General features: G+C 67.6%; 19 protein-coding genes, 2 tRNA genes and 3 pseudogenes. 11 read left to right on the top strand and 13 right to left on the bottom strand.

Annotated features, from left to right (window positions below; genetic code table 11):
* Window positions 1-68 precede the first annotated feature (68 nt).
* The 4 genes from D5R93_RS04485 to D5R93_RS04470 all read right to left on the bottom strand — a co-directional run bounded on the left by D5R93_RS04485 (window position 69) and on the right by D5R93_RS04470 (window position 3,376).
* On the bottom strand, window positions 69-380 hold the full coding sequence (locus D5R93_RS04485) for a chorismate mutase (RefSeq protein WP_119835929.1): 312 nt from the start codon (window positions 378-380) through the stop codon (window positions 69-71).
* 89 nt (window positions 381-469) lie between these two features.
* Complete coding sequence (gene clpX / locus D5R93_RS04480) at window positions 470-1,768, bottom strand: ATP-dependent Clp protease ATP-binding subunit ClpX (RefSeq protein ID WP_120204035.1); 1,299 nt, start codon at window positions 1,766-1,768, stop codon at window positions 470-472.
* A 294-nt stretch (window positions 1,769-2,062) separates the two neighbouring features.
* On the bottom strand, window positions 2,063-2,743 hold the full coding sequence (locus D5R93_RS04475; RefSeq protein WP_119835762.1) for an ATP-dependent Clp protease proteolytic subunit: 681 nt from the start codon (window positions 2,741-2,743) through the stop codon (window positions 2,063-2,065).
* A 3-nt stretch (window positions 2,744-2,746) separates the two neighbouring features.
* Complete coding sequence (locus D5R93_RS04470; RefSeq protein ID WP_119835763.1) at window positions 2,747-3,376, bottom strand: ATP-dependent Clp protease proteolytic subunit; 630 nt, start codon at window positions 3,374-3,376, stop codon at window positions 2,747-2,749.
* Between the two features lie 247 nt (window positions 3,377-3,623).
* Between D5R93_RS04470 and D5R93_RS04465 the strand changes: the two genes are divergently transcribed.
* Complete coding sequence (locus D5R93_RS04465; RefSeq protein WP_119835764.1) at window positions 3,624-3,974, top strand: cupin domain-containing protein; 351 nt, start codon at window positions 3,624-3,626, stop codon at window positions 3,972-3,974.
* Window positions 3,975-4,172: 198 nt separating this feature from the next.
* Here the strand turns inward: D5R93_RS04465 and tig are convergent, their stop codons facing one another.
* Both tig and D5R93_RS13160 read right to left on the bottom strand, forming a co-directional pair.
* Entirely contained in the window at window positions 4,173-5,642 is a 1,470-nt protein-coding gene (gene tig, locus D5R93_RS04460; RefSeq protein ID WP_120204032.1) for a trigger factor, read from the bottom strand.
* Between the two features lie 105 nt (window positions 5,643-5,747).
* On the bottom strand, window positions 5,748-5,918 hold the full coding sequence (locus D5R93_RS13160) for a hypothetical protein (RefSeq protein ID WP_162933831.1): 171 nt from the start codon (window positions 5,916-5,918) through the stop codon (window positions 5,748-5,750).
* A gap of 114 nt (window positions 5,919-6,032) precedes the next feature.
* Between D5R93_RS13160 and D5R93_RS04455 the strand changes: the two are divergent.
* Window positions 6,033-7,693, top strand: a pseudogene (locus D5R93_RS04455) (alpha/beta hydrolase).
* A gap of 61 nt (window positions 7,694-7,754) precedes the next feature.
* Here the strand turns inward: D5R93_RS04455 and D5R93_RS04450 are convergent.
* The 3 genes from D5R93_RS04450 to D5R93_RS04440 all read right to left on the bottom strand — a co-directional run bounded on the left by D5R93_RS04450 (window position 7,755) and on the right by D5R93_RS04440 (window position 11,037).
* Window positions 7,755-9,431 (bottom strand): ATP-binding cassette domain-containing protein, encoded by a 1,677-nt coding sequence (locus D5R93_RS04450; RefSeq protein WP_120204030.1) that lies wholly within the window; start codon window positions 9,429-9,431, stop codon window positions 7,755-7,757.
* Window positions 9,432-9,839: 408 nt separating this feature from the next.
* Window positions 9,840-10,535 (bottom strand): hypothetical protein, encoded by a 696-nt coding sequence (locus D5R93_RS04445; RefSeq protein ID WP_120204028.1) that lies wholly within the window; start codon window positions 10,533-10,535, stop codon window positions 9,840-9,842.
* 91 nt (window positions 10,536-10,626) lie between these two features.
* Complete coding sequence (locus D5R93_RS04440) at window positions 10,627-11,037, bottom strand: SdpI family protein (protein ID WP_120204026.1); 411 nt, start codon at window positions 11,035-11,037, stop codon at window positions 10,627-10,629.
* Between the two features lie 535 nt (window positions 11,038-11,572).
* On the opposite strand from D5R93_RS04440, the gene rpmF reads away from it, so the two are divergent.
* From rpmF to D5R93_RS13945, 6 genes are all read left to right on the top strand, one after another.
* On the top strand, window positions 11,573-11,737 hold the full coding sequence (gene rpmF / locus D5R93_RS04435) for a 50S ribosomal protein L32 (RefSeq protein WP_119835768.1): 165 nt from the start codon (window positions 11,573-11,575) through the stop codon (window positions 11,735-11,737).
* Window positions 11,738-11,767: 30 nt separating this feature from the next.
* Window positions 11,768-11,838: transfer RNA gene (locus D5R93_RS04430), tRNA-Gly, on the top strand.
* 50 nt (window positions 11,839-11,888) lie between these two features.
* A tRNA-Pro gene (locus D5R93_RS04425) sits at window positions 11,889-11,964 on the top strand.
* 82 nt (window positions 11,965-12,046) lie between these two features.
* Window positions 12,047-12,283: a hypothetical protein gene (locus D5R93_RS04420; protein WP_162933830.1), complete on the top strand. Its 237-nt coding sequence runs from the start codon at window positions 12,047-12,049 to the stop codon at window positions 12,281-12,283.
* A gap of 45 nt (window positions 12,284-12,328) precedes the next feature.
* On the top strand, window positions 12,329-12,598 hold the full coding sequence (locus D5R93_RS04415) for a ribbon-helix-helix protein, CopG family (protein ID WP_120204022.1): 270 nt from the start codon (window positions 12,329-12,331) through the stop codon (window positions 12,596-12,598).
* Complete coding sequence (locus D5R93_RS13945; RefSeq protein WP_120204020.1) at window positions 12,591-12,845, top strand: toxin; 255 nt, start codon at window positions 12,591-12,593, stop codon at window positions 12,843-12,845. Before D5R93_RS04415 ends, D5R93_RS13945 begins: the two co-directional genes overlap by 8 nt.
* A gap of 163 nt (window positions 12,846-13,008) precedes the next feature.
* Here the strand turns inward: D5R93_RS13945 and D5R93_RS04405 are convergent, their stop codons facing one another.
* Window positions 13,009-14,127 carry a methyltransferase gene (locus D5R93_RS04405; protein WP_120204017.1) on the bottom strand — a complete coding sequence of 373 codons (1,119 nt, stop codon included), beginning with the start codon at window positions 14,125-14,127 and terminating at the stop codon, window positions 13,009-13,011.
* Window positions 14,124-15,248: a radical SAM protein gene (locus D5R93_RS04400; RefSeq protein ID WP_120204014.1), complete on the bottom strand. Its 1,125-nt coding sequence runs from the start codon at window positions 15,246-15,248 to the stop codon at window positions 14,124-14,126. Before D5R93_RS04400 ends, D5R93_RS04405 begins: the two co-directional genes overlap by 4 nt.
* 551 nt (window positions 15,249-15,799) lie before the next feature.
* Here D5R93_RS04400 and D5R93_RS04395 point away from each other — a divergent pair.
* From D5R93_RS04395 to cysE, 3 genes and pseudogenes are all read left to right on the top strand, one after another.
* A complete protein-coding gene (locus D5R93_RS04395; RefSeq protein ID WP_341466845.1) occupies window positions 15,800-16,660 on the top strand; it encodes an IMPACT family protein in 861 nt (286 codons plus the stop codon).
* Window positions 16,661-17,366: 706 nt separating this feature from the next.
* Window positions 17,367-18,296, top strand: coding sequence for a cysteine synthase A (gene cysK / locus D5R93_RS04390; protein WP_119835770.1), 930 nt, complete (start codon window positions 17,367-17,369; stop codon window positions 18,294-18,296).
* A 115-nt stretch (window positions 18,297-18,411) separates the two neighbouring features.
* A pseudogene (cysE, locus tag D5R93_RS04385) lies at window positions 18,412-18,986 on the top strand (serine O-acetyltransferase).
* A gap of 38 nt (window positions 18,987-19,024) precedes the next feature.
* Here the strand turns inward: cysE and D5R93_RS04380 are convergent.
* Window positions 19,025-20,079 (bottom strand): annotated as a pseudogene (locus D5R93_RS04380) (Fpg/Nei family DNA glycosylase).
* A 3-nt stretch (window positions 20,080-20,082) separates the two neighbouring features.
* Window positions 20,083-20,607, bottom strand: a complete 525-nt coding sequence (locus tag D5R93_RS04375; protein ID WP_120204009.1) for a ribose-5-phosphate isomerase — start codon at window positions 20,605-20,607, stop codon at window positions 20,083-20,085.
* Window positions 20,608-20,699 lie beyond the last annotated feature (92 nt).

Here is a 20,699-nt window from a genome sequence, read left to right as displayed (position 1 = left end):
ATGGCCTCCGCAGCCTCCGCACGAGCCCGGCTGGCGCCGTCCCCGACGAGTCCCACCGGGTGAGCTCCTCAGGATGCCCCCCAGGCTCCTCCTCCGGACCGAATCTCCTGGTGGTGCTGGATCACCTCGGCGAGGATGAAGGCGTAGAACTTCTCGGCGAAGGCCGGGTCCAGGCCGGAGTCGGCAGCCAGGGACCTCAGCCGCTCCAGCTGCCGGGCCTCCCTGGCGGTGTCGGCGGGCGGAAGATCCAGCTCCGCCTTGAGCCGCCCCACCTGCTGGGTGCAGCGGAAGCGCTCGGCCAGCAGGTGCACCAGGGCAGCGTCCAGGTTGTCGATTGTCATCCGGTAGCGGGCCAGCTCGGGAGGCACGTCCTTGATCATGGTGGCCTGACTGCCCTCCACGTCCGGCAGGACGTCCCAGCCGTGAGCCTGCCTGTCCTGTGCCTGGCTGCCGTTGTCCTGGTTAGCGTTCATGCGCTGCGGGTCCTCTCTCCTGCCTTTGACGTCGAGCTCAGTGTGCCCGCGCCGACCTCGTACCTGGGCCTGCCGCCTCCTGTCACGGCGTCAGCGTCAACGACCACGCGGCCGACCTCCGGCATGGAGGGGACCTCAAACATGGCCTGGCCCAGGACCTCCTCCACGATAGAGGTCAGCCCCCGGGCACCGGTCTGGCGCTTCAGGGCCAGGGTGGCCACAGCCTCCACGGCCTCGCGGGTCAGCTCCAGCTCCACGCCGTCGAGGCTGAACAGGTACTTGTACTGCGCCACCAGTGCGTTCTTGGGCTCGGTCATGACCCGCACCAGCTCGGGGACACCCAGGTTCTGGACCGTGGCGATCACCGGGAGGCGACCGATGAACTCGGGGATGAGGCCGAAGGTGTGGAGGTCCTCGGGGCGCACAGGCGAGTTGAGGACGTCCTCCCGACCCACAGCGGACAGCTGGGCGCCAAAGCCCACGACCTGCGCCCCGGACTCCTTGCGCTGGCGCTGCCGCACAATGTCCTCGATGCCGGCGAAGGCACCAGCGGCGATGAACAGGATATTGGTGGTGTCGATCTCCAGGAACTCCTGGTGGGGATGCTTACGCCCGCCGCCGGGGGGCACCGAGGCGGTCGTCCCCTCAATGATCTTGAGCAGCGCCTGCTGGACACCCTCGCCGGAGACGTCACGGGTGATGGAGGGATTCTCCGCCTTCCGACCGATCTTGTCGATCTCGTCAATGTAGATAATGCCCTTCTCAGCCCGCTTGACGTCACCGTCAGCCGCCTGGATGAGCTTGAGCAGGATGTTCTCCACATCCTCGCCCACGTACCCGGCCTCTGTCAGGGCGGTAGCGTCCACGATGGCGAAGGGGACGTCCAGCAGTCGGGCCAGAGTCCTGGCCAGGTGCGTCTTTCCGGTCCCGGTGGGACCCAGCAGGAGGATGTTGGACTTGCCCAGCTCCAGGCCGTCGCCCTCGGCCACGGCGCGCTCACGCACCTGGACCCGCTTGTAGTGGTTGTAGACAGCCACGCTCATGGCGCGCTTGGCGGCCTCCTGGCCGATCACGTACTCGTTGAGGAAGTCGAAGATCTCCTGCGGCTTGGGCAGCTCCAGCGGCACTCCCGCGCCGGAGTCACCCAGCTCCTCGTCCACGATCTCGTTGCACAGCTCGATGCACTCGTCGCAGATATAGACTCCGGGACCTGCGATGAGCTTCTTGACCTGCTTCTGGCTCTTCCCGCAGAAGGAGCACTTGAGCAGGTCGACACTCTCAGCGTTTCGTGCCACCGGGGATCTCCTCCAAACTCACTGCGACCAAATCCGCGCGGGGTGGGACACGCTGCCAGCCTACGGTGGTCCCTCCCGGGAGGCTTCCGGGACCCGACGGCGTGTCTGAGAAGCAATATGCCACGTTCCTCACCTTGTGGCTACCCACAGCCGAAATCGCCCACATGCTGGCCGCCACCGCTGGTCTGTGGCCCAGTTGCGCCGGGCCTATCAGGGCTAAGAACGGGGCGGGCCTGGGTGGGAGTCATCCCCCTCCAGGCCCGCCCCGCGCACCAGGGTCAGCCGGGCACAGGATCAGGAGGAGTGCGGCGACGACGGCGCCTTGCGCGAGCTCAGCACCTGGTCGACGATGCCGTACTGCCTGGCCGCCTCAGCGGTGAGGATCGTGTCGCGCTCCAGGTCCTTGTGGACCTCCTCGCGGTCACGACCGGTGTGGGCGGACAGGGTGTCCTCCAGCCAGGTCCGCATACGGTCGATCTCGTTGGCGACAATCTCGATGTCACTGGCCTGGCCGTGCATGCCCTCCATGGCAGGCTGGTGGATAAGCACCCGGGCGTTGGGCAGGGCCAGCCTCTTGCCCGGGCTCCCCGCCGCCAGCAGTACTGCGGCCGCCGAGGCCGCCTGGCCCAGGCATACCGTCTGCACCTGGGGCTTGATGTACTGCATGGTGTCGTAGATCGCCGTGAGCGCGGTGAAGGAGCCACCGGGGCTGTTGATGTACATGGTGATGAGGCCGTCAGGGTCCTGGGACTCCAGGACCAGCAGCTGGGCCATGATGTCGTCGGCGCTGGCATCGTCGACCTGGACGCCCATGAAGACGATCCGGTCCTCGAAGAGCTTGGCGTAGGGGTCCTGGCGCTTGAAGCCGTAGGCGGTGCGCTCCTCGAACTGGGGCAGGACGTAGCGGGACTGGGGCATGGTGGCCGCCTGGGCGAGCTGGCGGGCCGCGGCCTCAAAGTAGGGACGGGTGGTCATGGGTCAGTCCTCCCCGTTCTGCTGGCCGATCTCCCGGCTTGAGCGCACGATGTGGTCGACGAAGCCGTACTCCAGGGCCTCCTGCGCGGAGAACCAGTGGTCACGGTCGGAGTCGGCGATGACCTGCTCCACGCTGTGACCGGTGTTGGCAGCGGTGATCTCCGCCAGCTCGTGCTTCATCTTGATGATGAGGTCGGCGTTGATACGGATGTCCGTGGCAGAGCCTCCCGCACCGCCGGAGGGCTGGTGCATGAGCACCCGGGCGTGCGGGGTGAGGTAGCGCTTGCCCTTGGCGCCAGCCGAGAGCAGGAACTGCCCCATGGAGGCGGCCAGGCCCGTCGCCACCGTCACCACGTCAGGCTGGACGTACTGCATGGTGTCGTAGATGGCCATCCCGGCGGTCACCGACCCGCCGGGGCTGTTGATGTAGAGGTAGATGTCCCGCTTGGGGTCCTCAGCAGCCAGCAGCAGCATCTGCGCGCAGATGGCGTTGGCGTTGTCGTCACGCACCTCGGAGCCGAGCCAGACGATGCGCTCCTTGAGGAGGCGGTTGTAGATGGAGTCGGTCAGGCCGAGACCCGCGACGTTGCCGTCAGCCGCCCGGGGGGCGGCGGGCGTGTAGAGCTCGCTCACGTCAGTCCTCTCAGTGTCGGTCACGCCAACGCTAACCCGCGCCCCAGAACCAGCATGCCCGGGCTGCCACGCTTTTCGCCCACGGCGCAGGTTGACCAGGCGGACAGCCCAGACGTGCCGACTCATATCATGGCTGCCACGCCGAGTGCGGCACGCAGGTACCCGCACGCGAACGCACAAGGCGCCCGGCAACCGGGCAACCCGGCAATTACGACGAGCCACGAGCCACGAGCGATGAGAGGACGCCATGCCTACGACACCCGTCTCTGAATCCCTGTTCCGCCTGGGCCTCAACGAGGCCCTGCCGATCAGCGAGGAGGCAACCACCTCGCGCGTGGTCGTCAACAACGACGCCCTGCGCACCGTCATCTTCACCTTTGACGCGGGGCAGCTCCTGACCGAGCATGCCTCCCCCAGGGCTGTGGTGGTCACCCTCCTGGAGGGCGAGATGGACTTCTCGGTGGGCGAGCGCACCGAACGCATGGCCGCAGGCGACGTCATCTACCTGGCCCCAGGCGAGCGTCACGCGCTGACTGCGGTCACTCCCTGCCGTATGCAGCTGGTCATGGTCGAGGACAGGACCAGCCCCCGGGAGTGAGTCGAGCATCCCGGGAGCAGCCTGCCAGGCGCTCCCGGGAGCACCCCGACCACGAGAACACGGGAAAACACGGGAAGCAGACGGGTGGTCGGCTCCGGCCCCGTCCAGCAACGTCGAGCAGCGTGGTGTCACGCTGCCGGACCCGGCCCTGTCACCGCGTCACCGTCTCAGCACCGGTCCCCGACCAGTCCTGTCAGTTCAGTCCCTGTCCTGGCTGCCCTCGGCCTCGACGACGTCCTCACCCTCGGCAGGAGCGTCAGGCTGGGAGACAAGCCCGCCCGTCCTGACGATGTCGTCAGCCTGCGCGGCCTCATCCTCCCCAGCGGAGTCACCAGCAGCATCGTCAGTCTCGTCACTGGTCTCGCTGCCCGTGCCGCCGCTATCGGCCTCGTCGGAGCCGATGAACTCCGTCAGGTCCACGGCCTGGCCTGCGGAGTCGGTGACGCTCACCCGTCGCAGCGCCACCGCCAGGGACTTGTTGCGGGCGATCTCCGCGACGAAGTTCGGCATCTGCCCGGCCTGCTGTGCCCCCTGGATGAACTGGGCGGGCTCCATCCCGTACTGCTGGGCGGTCTGGAAAAGGAACTCCCACAACTCGTCCTGGGAGACCCCGACCTCCACCTGCTCCACGAGGACGTCGAGGATGATCTGGTCGCGCACGCTGGAGACCACGTCGTCGCGGATCTCCTTGGCGTGGTCGTCATCAGCCTCCTTGCCCTCGGCCTGGAGGTGGCGGGAGATCTCCTGGTCAACCACGGCCTGCGGGACCTCGAAGTCGATGGCCTCACGCAGGGCCTCCAGGAGGGCGTCGCGGGCGGCCACGGCCTGCTCGCTGGTCCGGCGCTGGGCGACCTGCTTGGACAGGTCCTCACGCAGCTCCTCGATGGTGTCGAACTCGGAGGCCTCCTGGGCGAAGTCGTCGTCGGCCGCAGGGAGGTCGCGCTGCTTGACGGCGGAGGCCGTGACCGTGACGTCAGCCTCCTCGCCCTCGTGCTCACCGCCAGCCAGCGTGGTGGTGAAGGTGGTGGACTCACCGGTCTTGAGGCCACGCAGCGCGGTGTCCAGCCCCTTGAGCATGTTGCCCTTGCCGATCTCGTAGGAGACGCCGGAGACGGAGTCCACCTCCTCACCGTCGATGACCGCCGTGAGGTCGATGGTGACAAAGTCGCCGGTCTTGGCCTTGCGGCTCACGGACTTCAGGGAGCCGAACCGGGCACGCAGGCTGTCAAGCTCCTCGGTGACGTCCTCCTCGCTGACCTCGACCGCGTCCACGGTCAGCTCCAGTGAGTCCAGGTCGGGGATGGTGATCTCGGGGCGGACCGTGACCTCAGCGGTGAAGACGAGCTGGCCGCCGTTGGCACCAGAGACGTTGGGCAGCTCGGCGACCTCGACCTCGGGCTGGACCATCGGCACCCGCTCAGAGGTCTTCAGCGCGTCCTGGTAGAGGTCCGGCAGGGCATTGTTGACGGCCTCCTGGATGACGGCCGCCCGGCCCACGCGCTGGTCGATGATGCGGTTGGGGACGTGGCCCGGGCGGAACCCCGGCACCTGGACCTGGGAGCCGATCTCCTTGTAGGCAGCCTCAAGGCTAGGCTGAAGCTCCTCGTAGGGGACCTCCACGGTCAGCTTGATGCGACTGGGGTCAAGGTTGTCGACAGTGGTCTTCACGAGGGCTGCTCCCAATAGGTGTGTACGTTCAGCGGTACCGGCGATCCGGCGGACACGACATGGCGTCAATCCGTGCCATCTTAGGGCACGCCCGCCACGACGGGGCTATCCGCCCTGGCCCGGGTCCATGACGCTGGACACAGCCGGGCGCCTGGTGGTCTCGCGCAGTGACGCAGCATGTGCGTTGACAGCACGGAACGCATCATATATTTTTACATTATGATCGACATAGGTGTCGGTCAGGCCTCCTGCCGCCGTAGGACGGACAATGGACACGTTGACTATTGGGGCACGTGCAAGAGCCCACACTGCTGCCTTCGCCCAACGCCATGAGCGCAGTGCTGCAACAGCCGCAGCGTTGCGGGTGCCTGCCTGGCTTACCCCGCTGCTGTGCCTAGCCCTGACTATCGGCTCAGTCGCCCTCGTAGAGCCGCACAGCGTCGCGGCACCCCGGGAGGTGCCCGCGCGCACTCAGCCGCACAGCCGCACCGGGCTCCCCTGCCCGCCGACGGGGCGGGTGGGGAGCTTCAGAGGTTCTACAGCCAGGAGGTGGAGTGGTACCCCTGCTCGCCGACCGACGGACTGGCTGGCACACAGGCAGCAACAGCGTTCACCTGCGCCGTGGTACAGGTTCCTCTGGACTACGACGATCCTGGGGGTACAGTGATCGACATTGCCCTCAAAAAGCGCGCGCACACGGGCGGCAGTCCTCTGGGAGCACTGTTCGTGAACCCGGGTGGCCCTGGCGGCTCAGGAGTGGCCCTGGTCGAGTCGCTCGACCACTACGTGTCCACCGAGGTGCAGCACTCCTACGACGTCATCGGGTTCGACCCGCGTGGAGTCGGGGCGTCCACGGCGATCACGTGCCCCGCCAGCGACGGTGACGCCTCGGGCGCCGACCTGGCTGAGAACGCCACGTGGAGCCTCGACGACGGCAGGGAGCTCCCGCCCAGCATCGACCCGCTTGTCGGTGCTGAGGTCGCGGACGACAGGGCCGACGTGCCCGTGGGGGCAGCCGCTGACCCTGATGCGGACCAGCAACGTGCCGAGGTGTCCCGCCGATACACGGACCTGAGGCGGCGGTGCGAGGCCGGTACCGATCCCGTGGCCCTGCTCGATCACGTGGACACTGAGTCGGCGGCGCGCGACCTTGACGTGCTGCGCGCGGCAGCGGGGTACCAGGTGCTGAACTACCTGGGCTACTCCTATGGGACCTTCCTGGGCACCACCTACGTTGATCTCTTCCCCTCCAGGGTGGGCCGGTTCGTCCTGGACAGCGCCATGGACCCCAGCCTGTCCCTGCCAGCGACCCGCCTTGACCAGGCGTACGCGTTTGAGAGGGCGCTGGGAAGCTACGTGGAGTACTGCCTGTCAGCAGACGGATGCCCGCTGACGGGAGGAGCCCAGGCAGGGGTGCAGCAGGTCCGGGACCTGCTCTCCTCAGCCTCGCAGTCACCTCTGGCAACCTCCGACCCGCAGCGTCAGGTTTACGGGACCGAGCTTGTCCTGGTCATCAAGCGGATGCTGTACGCACCTGAGTACTGGGCAGTGCTTACCACCGCGCTGGCGCAGGCCGTGTCAGAGGCTGACGGCTCCACCTTCGCACTGCTCCACGACCAGCTGACGTCTGGCAACCAGGAGCTGGCTGGCGCCTACAACGCCGTCACCTGCCAGGACTATCCCGTCTCAGGCTCCGCACAGGAGTGGACGCAGCAGTACCACGAGCTGCAAGCGGTATCACCGACCTTTGGCGAGAGCCTGGCCTGGTCAGAGGCCGGGTGCGCCGCCTGGGGACACGGCGGGACGCGTGCGCCCGCACCGGTGCACGCCCAGGGTGCTGCACCAGTCCTTGTGGTGGGCACGACGGGCGATCCCATTACTCCTTACGAGTGGTCCGTCTCCCTGGCTGAGCAGCTCGACTCCGGTCGGCTGCTGACGTGGGTCGTCACGGGCACACTGCCTACGGACGAGCCGGTCAGTGCGTGGAGGCAGCCGTTGACGCCTACCTGCTTGTCGGCACTCTTCCGGAGGAGGGGGCAACCTGCCGCTGAGACCTTGCCGTACATCCACACAGCCGCCCAGCCTCATAGGCGGTTCCTTACCCCTGTTTCCTTACCCCTGGGGGTGCGCAGTGGCGCTTACATTGGCGGAGGGAGCAGGAACCACCTGGTACCTGACCTGGGCCATCGACTTGACCATCTCATCGTGCGTGGCGATGACAACGATCTTGTCGGACAGGTAGGACCTGAGGATGTCGGCAAAGACGTGTGCGTACTCAGAGTCGACGTGTGCCGTGGGCTCATCAAGGATAACCACGGGCCTGCGGGAGCAAGCCGCCCTCACCCACGACAGGCGCTGCCTCTCGCCCCCGGAGAGCTCGGAGCCGCCAAATCCTATGTCTCCCTCGTAGGGAGGCAGGAGGCGGTAGCTGAGGCCGGTCATGCTGAGCAGGGTCCTGGCAAGGCCGCTGTTCTCCCCGGCTGGCAGGTCAGGGGAAGCTCCCAGCTCGTCGTCGAGGCTGGCAAAGACGACGGGGGCCTCCTGTGGCACGTAGTACACGGCCCCCAGCCGCCGCGCCGACAGGAAGGACCTGGCGTGGCGCCCGTCAAGCACGATGCTGGCCCCGTCAGTCTCCAGGGTTCCGATGACGGACTTCAGGAAGTAGGACTTTCCGGCACCAGAGCGCCCCTCGACGACAAGCACGTCTCCCTTGCCCAGCGAACAGATCCGTCTGCCCTGGGCATACAGGTCCAGCCGACGGACTGGCTCAGTCCTCGTGCTCGTGGCAGGTCTGTGCCTTATGGCGGGAGTGGTCGTAAACTCTGTCACCCGTCTTCGTGCCGACCGGAACACGAGCAGCTTGGACCAGAAGTCTGGCAGAGCGGTGATGGTGGGTGTCAGCAGGGTGTAGTACATCGACAGGGCCACGAACTCGGCAAAACTCATCTCTGCCTGCTGGACCGAGCGGCCTCCGATCAGGAGGACGGCCAGCTGCCCGGTCAGGGTCCAGAAGGAGGTGGCGGGCCCGATGAGGTAGGTGATCATCGAGTACCGCAGCGCGATCCGCCTGAGCGCCTCCGCGCGGTCACGTACCAGGACCACTGCCCTGTCCCCCCGGTCGCCCAGGACGACTGAGGGCGACTTGGAGAGCACGTCGCGGTAGCGGGATATCAGGTCCGCCTGCCCCTCCTGCACCTGCCGGATCGAGGTGGCCAAGGCTGGGCTGGTGGACCCCGTGGTCGCGGCGGACAGCAGCGCCACCGTCACCGCGACCAGCAGAATCCACATGTTCAGCCTCATGAGGCCGTAGGCGCTGACACTGCCGACGATGACGAACCGGGAGAACAGCGTGGCGCACAGCAGGCCCGAGTCCACTCCCGAGGCTGCGTCGTTGACGAGGCGGGCGGCACCGTCGGCGGCGCGCGTCTCACGGTCATCCTCCTTGAAGCACGCCCACAGGTAGGGGCTGAGCCTGGAGGAGCGGATCTCCAGGAGCGTGTTCTGGGCTGATCTCGCCAGCATGTACCCGCCTAGCGAGGAGAAGAGCAGCTGGCCCAGGGTCACGGCGACCAGGGCCAGCAGGTAGTCGCTGTACACCTCCCCGCTGGCAAACACCGCGAGCGTTCCCGCCGTTGTTCCGGGGATAATGACTGTCAGCACGTTGGCGATAACGAGCAGCGTCAGCGGAACTATGTACCGCAGCCTTAGCAGGCTGGTGGAGCGGTCCCGCCGCACGCGAGCCAGAGCGAGGGGAGGGTAGCGGCCTCTCGTCGCAACATGCTTTGCCATAACACCGTGCTCCCAGTGGTCCCGGCTCACCAGCCTCTGTGCAGGCGGAGGAAAGATCGCGGACGGAGCCAATTGGTATCAAATCATTTAAAAGACTACCACGGCCGCATGAGGCCTCGCGTGATCGTCACTGTGAGTTCCCGGGACACATCGGGAACAAAGCCCCTCCCAACCCTCGTGCTCACGGGAAGGCCTTGGGCAGGATCGCCGGTGATCCCCACCCAAGGTCCCCCGCTTCAGCTGACCACCGGCCCGGCTGCCGCCCTCGGGTGGCTACAGCGTGACCTTGATGGTCCCCGCAGGGCTGCGTGGCCCCACAGTCCAGTCTTCTCTCTTCTGAGGTGACCCCATGCCCCAGCCGCGCCATCAGGCGATACTCCCGGCGCAGGGCGGGCGGGCAAGAAACACCTACGCGTGCGCGGTCGCGTGGGTGTCCTGGGTGGTGAGGCTGCCGTCCGTGACGTGCAGAACGGGACCCTCGACCCTGCCGACCAGCTCAAGAGTGCGGCCGTGGTAGGGGTAGGTCAGTACCACGCTGCCGTCAGCGGCCGGTGAGATCTCCTGCCGACGGGTGGCGCTGCGCACCAGTGCACGCACCCGGTTCTCGCTCAAGCCCGCCTCACCCAGGTCGCGAGCCGCAGCGCTGGAGAAGAACGACCGGTCCGCAACTACCGAGTACTGGCTACTCCGATCCGCGAGAACCGGGGCGTCTGCGCCAGCACCCCACGCGTTGACGTTGACTACAGCGTTGGCGTTAGCTGCCAAATTCACTATCACAACCGGAGCTACCAAAATTTGAGGGTCAGGGTTGTTGGGGTCGGCTGCGACCCGTGGGACGCTGTCGTCCACCACGCTGTCGAGCACTACGTAGCGCATCCCCCGAGGGGTGGACTCCAGCACTTCTCCCAGTTGTTCCATCTCGGTACGCGACGCCCTGGGGAGAAGTGCTGTTCCGCAGGAGAACAGGAACGCCTGTGGGTCCTCCTCGAAGACCTCCCGATCGTCTGCGGACTCCGCCAGCACCTCCCGAAGACGCACCAGCAATTCAAACGACGCCTCAGAGCCGTCCGTCATGTCTGTCTGCACCCTGTTTTCCTGGCTCATGATTACCCACTCCTTTCTCCTTCACGTACTCTTGCACGTGGATCTGACCCCGATCAGTTCCTGTAGATCCTCTCCTAGAACACATAGAGCACTACTTAACCCGCGCATCATCCCCCGTAGGCTGAGCCTGACGGTTCAAAATCCATGCGTGTATCTCAGCAGAGATGGCAGACACAATTGTGACAACAATTATTAGCACCGCTACCCAGACGAGCTGACCTCCAACTACCTCAGGCTCAATAAAAGACATGCCACCAAGGAAAAATAGAAGCGCGGCTACGCCGAGCAACAGTCCGTCCACCAGGAATATCACTGCATAACGCCTGTGTATCTCCGTCCAGGTTCTTTCCGACTTGAGGACGTTCCACGTCCGTATACCAACAATCCCACTACGCGGGAGAGTGCCTCTCCTGCACACCACAAACATCCACAGAAGAACTGGGATGAATGCAGCAACAAGCAACCCCGCCCCAAGGAGTTCACCACGCACAAGACCACCCACGACTCTCTCCTTTCAAGGATAGGTGCACGGACCTACCGCGCACTCGCCGAGACCACCAGCCCCAGCCAAGGAAGGGCTCCAGGCACCACCTTGGCCACCACGCCAGCGGCACTGATGACGTGGTGGCCCAGGCACAGACAACCGTCACCACGCCCAACGGGAGCCTCACCAAGGCCTCACACGCAATAATATACCTCATCACCAAGACGTTGGCAAGGGGTCAACAAGCCATCGACAGCCACGCCAATCCCCCTCGGCACACAGTTGGCCTCGTGACCTGCGAAAACGCATTACCACAGAACGGCCTGACATGATGCCTGGAAGTTCCATAGAGGGCCCCTGGGCCGAGAGCACCCTGACAGGGGTACGTCAGCCAGAGCCGACCTCCCGGCAGCAGAGGCAGCCCCGGACGGGAGGGACGTCACACGTCTGGAGCCCGCCACGGGGTGGAACTGCCTCCGCAGGAGCCGTTATAGTGTCCGACTGTCCCGATGTCAGTGGATCGACGATCCCCTAGCAGGAGAGGAGCGGGCTCATGGCAGTGCCGAAGCGGAGGATGTCCCGTAGCAACACCCGCAACCGTCGCTCGCAGTGGAAGGCCAAGCTTCCTCGGCTGCAGACGATCCGGGTCAACGGACGGGACATCACGGTGCCGTCCCGCCTGGCCAAGGCCTACAGGACCGGCCTCATCGAGTACTGAGGAGGCATGCGGGGCAGCGCCCCGTCACTTGCGGGTGTAGCTCAATGGTAGAGCCTCTGCCTTCCAAGCAGATGGCGCGGGTTCGATTCCCGTCACCCGCTCTGAGAAGCCGCCTGGCGCCGCGCACACTGCGGCACCAGGCGGCTCACCCCGGGCTGTGGCGCAGTTTGGTAGCGCACCTGCTTTGGGAGCAGGGGTCGTGGGTTCAAGTCCCGCCAGCCCGACCACCAGGGTCGCCGCCAGCCGGGCGGCGACCCTTTCTCGCTGGGACTACGCGGGTGCGCCTGGCCGCCTGTTGTGACTCCCTGCGTGTGTGGTGACTTTGTGGTCACCTTCTGCCCCCGGGGGCCATCCAGGGCGGACCCGCCCAACGCCTACCCGGTCACCAAGGCGCTCCTGGACGGTCTGGTCCGGGCGGGCCTGCTCAGTGACGACCACTCCGGTATCGTCGTGGCCCAGGCGTTCTGCCGTGGCCCCAGCACGGGGGTGAGGGGGACCCACCGGGTGGGCGTGACGGCGGCCGCCTGGGAGGAGGGCCGGTCGTGACGGGCAGCGGCTCACCCCCACCAGGGTTTCGTATACACTACTGGTGTGGGTGAGCACCTTCTGCGCGGCAGGACCGTGAGCGACGAGCAGATCCAGGCCTGGGCCGACGAGGCCGAGGCCGGGTACGACCTGTCGAGGCTGCCCAGGCCGCGCCGTGGCCGCCCACCGGTGGGACAAGGCCCCGGAACGGTCGTGCCGGTCCGTCTCGACGAGGCCACCCTCGCGGCCCTGACGGCCAGGGCCGAGGCCGAGGGCCTGGCCACGCGCTCGGACGCGGTCCGGGCCGCCGTGCGCCAGTGGGTGGGCAGTGCCTGACCTGCGCTCCTCAGCGCGCAGGCACTACCGCCGTGACCGGCTCGATGACGACGCTGTCCGCTACGCGGCCGCCCACGTGCTGAGCTCACGCCCTCTTGACGACGAGGACGACCCGCGCCGCTGGCTCATGATCGCTGTCGACCCGGCTGGTCGCCTCCTGGAGCTCGTCACCCTCGTCTACGACGACGGCTACGAGCTGGTCATCCACGCCATGAAGGCCCGGCCCCAGTACCTCGACGACCTGTAGCAGCCCCCTCAGCTCCCCGGGCAAGCACGCAGGCGGCCAGCGGGCGGACCCGCCCGCCGTCCTTTCCGTGCCGCTGGCGCCTCCTTGCAGGGCGAGGAGGCGTGGTGGGCGCGTGCCTGGCGCTGGGTGAAGCACCTGCCTGCCGTCCTGCCGGAGGACCCGTCTAGACCCACCAGCGCGTCTGCCCCGACGTCGAGTCAACCGGCCCGATGATGGTCGTGGATGACGCCCCGCTGTTCACGACTGACAGCGCGTAGGTGTAGACGGCGGTGCCGCAGTGCTCCCGGTAGAGCTCCAGCAGCTCCTCAGCGGGCATGTCCGGCCCTCCGTACAGGGCAACGGAGTCCCGCATGCTGTGCAACCACGCCGAGCCTTCCCCCAGGTCGATCTGCCCAAGAAGGACCAGGCACAAGGAGAGGCCCTCCCACTCCTGCGAGGCCTGGTGGACCAGGCCCTCCACCGCGGAGTGCTGCCCGCTGCCGGAGGACATCCCGATGGTGGTGAGCCGTCCGCCCTCGGCAAGCAGCGGCACAGCGGTGGCGAGAATCTTCCTGGTCACCGCCAGCCCGTCCGGCCCGCCGTCGCCCACAAAGGGGTAGTCCACCGGCCCGGGCACGGGGATCAAGGGAGGGTTGGCAAAGACATAGTCGTACCTCCCGTCACCGTGCAGCTCCTCCACCGGGCGTCCCACGAACTCCGCCTGCCCTTGCAACCCGTTGAGCCTCACGTTGCACCGGCACAGGCTCAGTGCCAGCGGATTAGCCTCCACGAAAGTGACTGACGCACCAGATCTGGAGGACAGTAGTCCCTGGATCCCCGGACCCGCACACACGTCCAGGACCCTCCGGTCAGGGCCGGGGTAGACCTGCAGCCGGGAGGCCAGGGCAAGGGAGTCAGTTCCGTAGTACAGGTTCTGGCGGCGGGCGGGCAGGTCGGAGAAGTACAGCAGGCCGTCCTGCACCGACAGGCACAGCCCGCGCAGGCGGAGCATGCCGTGCTCGGTGCTGACCAGCCCCGCAGGCTCCAGCCCCGCCAGCGCCGACGACAGCCTTCCAGGCAGCGCCCCGGCCGGCACGGACCCGCCGAGCTGAAGAAGAGTGCAGGCGGCCTGCAGCTCCTCCGGCAGGTCGGTGAGCAGGTCCCTCAGTGCCCGTTGGGGCTGGTCCCGGTGCAGCAACGAGGAGAGGACGTCGATGTAGCCGCTGTCAGTCAGTGCCCGGTACAGCAGGCGCCCCGCACCGTTGCCGATCCTGTCTGGGTGGAAGTAGCGCACAGCAGTCATGACCGCTCAACAATCCTGTGCGCCAGCCTGGCCACCTCCACGTCCAGACGGATCTTGTCCTGATGGCGGTATATCTCCGCAAGCATGCGCCGGTCGGTGGTCAGCGTCTCGCACACCTCGCATATCGAGGAGTACTCGGCCTCGATCTGCTCCTGCGTGGCTCCAGTGGCCAGGGAGTACAGGTAGGAAGGCCCCAGGTGCCTGATGGCGTCGAGCACCAGGGCCTGCTGGGGCCCGGTGGTCAGGTGGTACTGTCGACCACCGCTACCGTCCTCGGCCGGAACCGCACCACGCAGCGAGAGAATCTCGTTTCCCTCAATGTTCACACCGCAGCACACCCCGACGCTGCCGTCGCCCATCATGGTCACGGGCTTCAGCATGGTGGCGCACCCTCCGGCAAGGTGGCCGGGCTCCCGGGCGCTGGGATCCGACAGGTAGTCTCTGCGCAGGCCCCGGCCCCGGCCCAGGCGCGAGACCTTCGTGTTCGAGATGGCGTAGGCAGTCCCGTCGGCCTGGGGCTGCGGCATTGTTCGGTTCATCTGCTCGTCGTACACGTCCGGCACGTCCTCGCCCAGGAGGTCGCGCAGACCGTCAGGCGTCAGCCTGCTGCGCGGACCGCTGCACACCGCAACCAGCACCGAGGTGAACCCCAGGCCCTTGGCGGCGCTCCACGCGCGCAGCACGTTGTCAATCGGAATCCACGCCAGGTGGAAGTCGTCAGTGGAGATGTTCAGCTCGTTGAGGCCGCACTCGCGAAGTGTGACCAGGTAGTCCCTGGCGGCGTCATAGTCCTGCGCCCAGATAGCGTTCGTCACGAGCCTGGTGCCGATTCCCCTCTCGCTGCAGCAGGCGATGGCCTCAAGCAGCGTGTCGCCGAGCAAGGTGGACTCCCCGCCGGTGAACACGACCAGCTGGAGACCATGCTGCTCGTGCAGGTAGCTGACAAACGACTCCATCTCCTCAAGGGAGAGCTCCTCGGTCCTTTCCGGACCGGACTTCATCAGGCAGTGGGCGCACCTGGCCTGGCACCTGTCAGTGGTAGCGATAGCGAGCTCGTCGATAGGCGCCCCGTCAGGGACGACCTGGACCTGGACCTGATTCTCCGTGACTGCCGTAGTCACTGTGTTCTCCTTCTCTGGGCCTGTCTGCGTGGGCCTGTGCCCTCTCTGGTCTGTGCTGTCGTCCGGCTTGTCGTGCGCCTGGAGGAGACACCTGTGGACCAGGCTGGCACCGGCCGCACCCGGCCCCTACGGAGAAGTCGTCACCCCGTTCCCGCAGGCCCCTGGTAGCGATGGCGGACTTGACGGAACCCCGGCACGCCTCCTTGCAGCCGATCCTTGCTGCCGAGGCGTCTCCGACCCGCCACCACAGGTACCGACCATGACAGCACCTACCTGGCATAGTAGCCACGTCAGTGGCATCACGTCCAGAAATGTGCCGACGTCGGAGATGGCACGCATCCACTGCTATGACAGGCAAAAACACCTGTTCCGCCCGTACCCCGTTCTTTATGGGAAAATCGGCATAACTTCCCAATAGATTACTGAGTGCAGGATCAAAGACACTCTCAGCGCAGGCACGCCCCGGCTCCCGGACACTGGTACCCCACGTGCTCGCACCGCCCCGCACGCCTGCAGGCTCCAGTGCCCCGCTCATGCCGCATCATGGGGCCATGAGCCGCAGCACCCGCCGCACCCGTCACGCGTCCCGGCGGGCTGCGGCCACAGCACCCTCGACGTCCTCGACATCCTCACTATCCTCAATGTCCCCGACGTCGCCCTCAGCCTCGCTGTCAACGACCTTGCCGCCCTCCGCCTCCTCCCGGAGCCCGGAGCACCTGCCGCCTCATGACGGCCTCTCCCCCGTCGGCTACCTCACCCTGGCCCGCGCCGAGCAGCCCGTCACCGAGCTGGAGGTCCGCCGCTCCCGGTTCCTGGCCCAGGCTGCGCGGGCTGATACCGAGAACGCCGCCCGGGCCTTCATCGCCCGGGCCCGCTCCACCTACCCCGACGCCCGGCACCACTGCTCGGCCTTCATCGTGGCCGTTGACGGCGCCCAGCCCGTGGAGCGCTCCAGCGACGACGGGGAGCCCTCCGGTACCGCAGGCGGCCCCATGCTGGAGGTGCTGCGCGCCAGCGGGCTGATGAGCACCGTGGTCGTGGTGACCAGGTACTTCGGCGGGACCCTGCTGGGCACCGGCGGCCTGGTGCGCGCCTACTCCGAGGCCGCCGCCCAGGCCCTGTCTGCCGCCACCCGGGTCCGCCTGGTCATCCGCCACCTGTGGACGCTCACCGTGCCCCCGGCCCAGGCGGGCCACCTGGAGGCGGGGCTGCGCGGCTGCGCCACCGCTGCCGACGTCACCGTGGAGGAGACGACGTGGGAGGCCACCCAGGTGGTCCTCACGGTGTCCACCCCTGACGCCCAGGCCGCCGCCCTGCGTCCGCTGCTGGCCTCCCTCAGCTCCGGGCAGGCCCGGCTTCACCCGGCAGGCACCCGCCTGGTCGAGGTGCCGGAGCCCCCTGGCCGCACCTGACACAAGGGCTGCGGGAAAGTCAGCAGGGAATCAGCAGGGAAAGAGGCGCAGGAGCGCAGGAAAGGGACACAAGAACGGAATGAACGGAATGACGGGAAAGAACGCTGGGAAGACGCCAGGAAGGTCAGGACAAGTGCCACGAGGCGGACACGCGCGTCACGCCCACCGCGAAAACATCCCTGACAGCACCCACAACAGCACCGTACCGATTGACGCCACCGGTGGCTGACGGGTTAGCCTTCCTCCAACCACGGCACCAGGGCACCTGCGTGCTGGCACGCCTGGTGGGCCAGCCTGCTGGTCAGCCCACCGGACCTACTAAGACAGGCCTGCGGCAACCTGCCCAGGCCGTACCCGGGAGAGGAGGACCCCACGATGACGCTCACCGTCATGTGCGTGATGTCCCTCTCCTGCTGCCAGTGTCTCTAGGGCGCCAGGCCTCGAAGACTGTGCGCGCGTCGCGGCGCGCATGCCCGGCGCTCGCACCAGGAGACGGCACCGCCGTCCTCGGCCTCCTGGAGCCCTCAGTGAGCCTCTCGGAGCCCTCCTGCGTCAGACCTCCCTGACGGCCGCGAACCGTCGCCCAGGCTGCTGCCCCCGTGCGCCCCTGACCGGAACGCACTCCTGGGCCAGCCCCGCACCGCCAACCGGTGCCCACCATGACACCGACGGCACGTCCCACCCCAGTACCAGCAAAGGAACACCCATGACATACGCTCACGACGTCACCGCCCTCGTCGGCAACACCCCACTGGTCCGCATCAACCGCGTCACCGACGGCGCCCCGGCCACGGTCCTGGCCAAGGTGGAGGCCTTCGAGCCAGCCTCCTCAGTCAAGGACCGCATCGCCCTGTCCATCGTGCGCGCCGCAGAGAGGTCGGGAGAGCTCCAGCCCGGCGGCACCATCGTGGAGGCAACCTCCGGCAACACCGGGGTGGGCCTGGCCATGGTGGGGGCCGCCCTGGGCTACAGGGTCGTCATCACGATGCCGGAGACCTTCTCCAAGGAGCGCCGCGCCATCATGCGGGCCTTCGGCGCCGAGCTGGTGCTCACCACCGAGGGCGGTGTCGCCGGAGCCGTCAAGCGGGCGGAGGAGATCCAGGCAGCCACCCCCAACTCCATCCTGGCCTCCCAGTTCGCCAACCCGGCCAACCCCCAGGTCCACCGCGAGACCACAGCCCGCGAGATCCTGGAGGCCACCGGGGGCGAGCTGGACGTCTTCGTGGCCGGCATCGGCACCGGCGGCACCCTGACCGGCGTGGGCCAGGTGCTGCGCGAGGAGAAGCCGGAGGTCACGGTGGTCGGCGTGGAGCCCGCCGAGTCGCCACTGCTCAGTGAGGGGTCCTGGTCCCCGCACAAGATCCAGGGCATCGGCCCCAACATCATCCCGGAGGTGCTCGACCAGGAGATCTGGGACGAGCTGCTGCACGTCGAGTCCCAGGCGGCCATCACCTACGCCCGGCGCGCTGCCGCCGAGGAGGGCCTGCTCGTGGGGATCTCCTCAGGTGCGGCCCTGGCCGCTGCCGTCCAGCTGGCCCAGCGGCCCGAGATGGAGGGCAAGACCATCGTCACCGTCCTGCCCGACACTGGCGAGCGCTACCTGAGCACCGTCCTCTTCCAGGACCTGCTCGACTGACGACCAGACCAGACCCTGTGGCGCCCCTGCCCTCGGGTGGGGCGCCACAGACACTCACCTCACGGCGCCCGAGGCCCTACCTGGCTGGAGCGGTGCCGCGGACAAGGAGCACCTCATGCACGACCCCAACAGACCCCTCCTAGACCTGGCGCGCGAGGACCTGGCCACGGCGCGACGCCGCGACCCGGCTGCCCGCTCCAGCGTCGAGGTGGCCCTGCTCTACCCGGGGTCCACGCCCTGTGGGCGCACCGCGCTGCCCACAAGCTCTGGCACCGCGGCCACCGGTTCGCCGCCCGGGCACTGTCCCAGGTGGCCCGCGGCGTCACGGGCATCGAGATCCACCCCGCCGCCCGGATCGGCAACCGCTTCTTCATCGACCACGGTATGGGTGTGGTCATCGGGGAGACCGCGGAGGTCGGCGACGACGTGCTCATGTTCCATGGCGTCACTCTGGGCGGGGTCTCCATGAACCCCGGCAAACGCCATCCCACGATCGGCAATGACGTCCAGATCGGGGCGGGCGCCAAGGTCCTGGGGCCGGTGACGGTGGAGGACGGGGCCAAGATCGGCGCCAACGCGGTCCTGGTGAAGAACCTGCCCGCCGAGCATGTCGGTGTGGGCGTACCCGCGCGCGCCCGGGACCCACGCACCGACCCCGAGCTCATGCTCGACCCCACGATCTACATCTGACCGTCCTGCACCTGGCCTGCGCCCTTGTGCCCGACGTGTCAGGCAGCCTGGCACACCGGGCACCAGAACAGCCGACGGCCAGCAACCTCGCGCTCACGCACCACGGCTGCGCACCGCAGGCAGGAGCGGCCGCTGCGGTGGTAGACGTACCAGCGTCCAGCCTCCGGGTCGTCCTCAGGCAGAGGGTCAGGGACGTCGTCCACCTCTACCGTGGTAATGAACCCGGTGGCCACCCCGTAGTCCATGAGCGGACCCAGGTCCTCCCAGATCCGGTGCAGCCGGGCCTCGCTGACCCGGCTGCCCGCCCGGAACGGGGAGACGCCGACACGGAACAGCGTCTCGGCACGGAAGATGTTGCCGGCCCCGGCGATGACCGACTGGTCCATGAGAAGCTCCCCGATGCTGCGCCTCCTGGAGCGTACCGCCGCCACGAAGGCCTCCACGTCCCCGTCGGCGCGCAGAGGGTCCGGGCCCAGGCGACGGCGCACCGCTGCCACACCCTCCCCGTCCAGCAGCTCGCAGGCGGCTGGCCCCGTCAGGTCAGCCACGCCGTGGTCCCCCTGCAGACGCAGCCGCACGGCCCCGCGAGGCACTGGCGGGTGCCACCGGCCCGGGGCGACAGCACCGCCACCGCCGTTGTCGCCGACCCCGCCCCCGTCACTCTCGCCACTCTCACCAGTCGTGTCGCTGTCCTCGCCACCGGCCCCGGGCACGTGACCGCTCAGCCCGCTCAGGGCGGAGCCGCCCCCGCCCTGAGCGCGTGCTCACCCCGCTCCCCCACGCGCCGCCGGGGAGCACCGATGGCGTGCGGGGCGGTGAAGCTGCTGTCCCCGTCAAAGGTCCACGAGCCGTACAGGCCCAGGTGGACCCTCAGCCAGGTGACGGACTCGTGGTCCACAGGGAGGTCCCGGACGGGAGCGAGGGCCACGAACAGGTGCTTTCCGTGGGCCTGGGCGCCCAGGAGCACGAGTCCGTCCAGCCTGGCGGCGCCCTCGGCGAAGCGGCCCTGCGGGGAGGAGGCCCTCAGGCGCTGCCCGCCATAGAGCTCGGCCAGGGCTGCCGCCAGACGGTGGATCGTGTGTCCCTCCGGCACGACTCAGTCCTCGGGCGAGACACCGGCACCACCACCAGAAGCGCCAGCCCCTCCGGCACCAGGGGTGGCAGCGGCACCGTGGACGCGCACCTCGTAGTCCGCCAGCTGGGAGATACGACGTGCGTGGCGCTCGTCGCCGCTGAAGGGCTCGGCGATGAAGGCGTCAATGATCCCCAGCCCCTGGTCCAGGCTGTGCATCCGCCCTCCTAGGGCGACAACGTTGGCGTTGTTGTGCTGGCGGGCCAGCCTGGCGGTCTCCAGGGACCACGCCAGAGCCGCTCGCACACCGTCAACCTTGTTGGCAGCGATCTGCTCGCCGTTGCCGGAGCCCCCCAGGACGATCCCCAGGCTGCCCTCGTCAGCAACCACGGCCTCACCACACTCCAGGCAGAAGGCCGGGTAGTCGTCGTCGGGGTCAAAAGTGTGGGCACCGTGGTCAACCACCTCGTGCCCACGAGCGGTCAGGTGCTGGCGGACGGCAGCCTTGAGCTCGAAGCCCGCGTGGTCGGAGGCGATGTGGATGCGCATGAGACGATTGTGCCTCACGCGAACACCCCTCTACACCGCAGACACGGCCCGTACCGGAGCGCCACCCCAGGATAGCGTGCGCGCATGAGCGA

The organism is Actinomyces lilanjuaniae, assembly GCF_003606385.1.
In the GTDB taxonomy this organism is placed as follows: domain Bacteria; phylum Actinomycetota; class Actinomycetes; order Actinomycetales; family Actinomycetaceae; genus Actinomyces; species Actinomyces lilanjuaniae.
The sequence above is the reverse complement of the archived record's forward strand: the minus strand, read 5'-3'. Positions and strand labels throughout refer to the sequence as shown.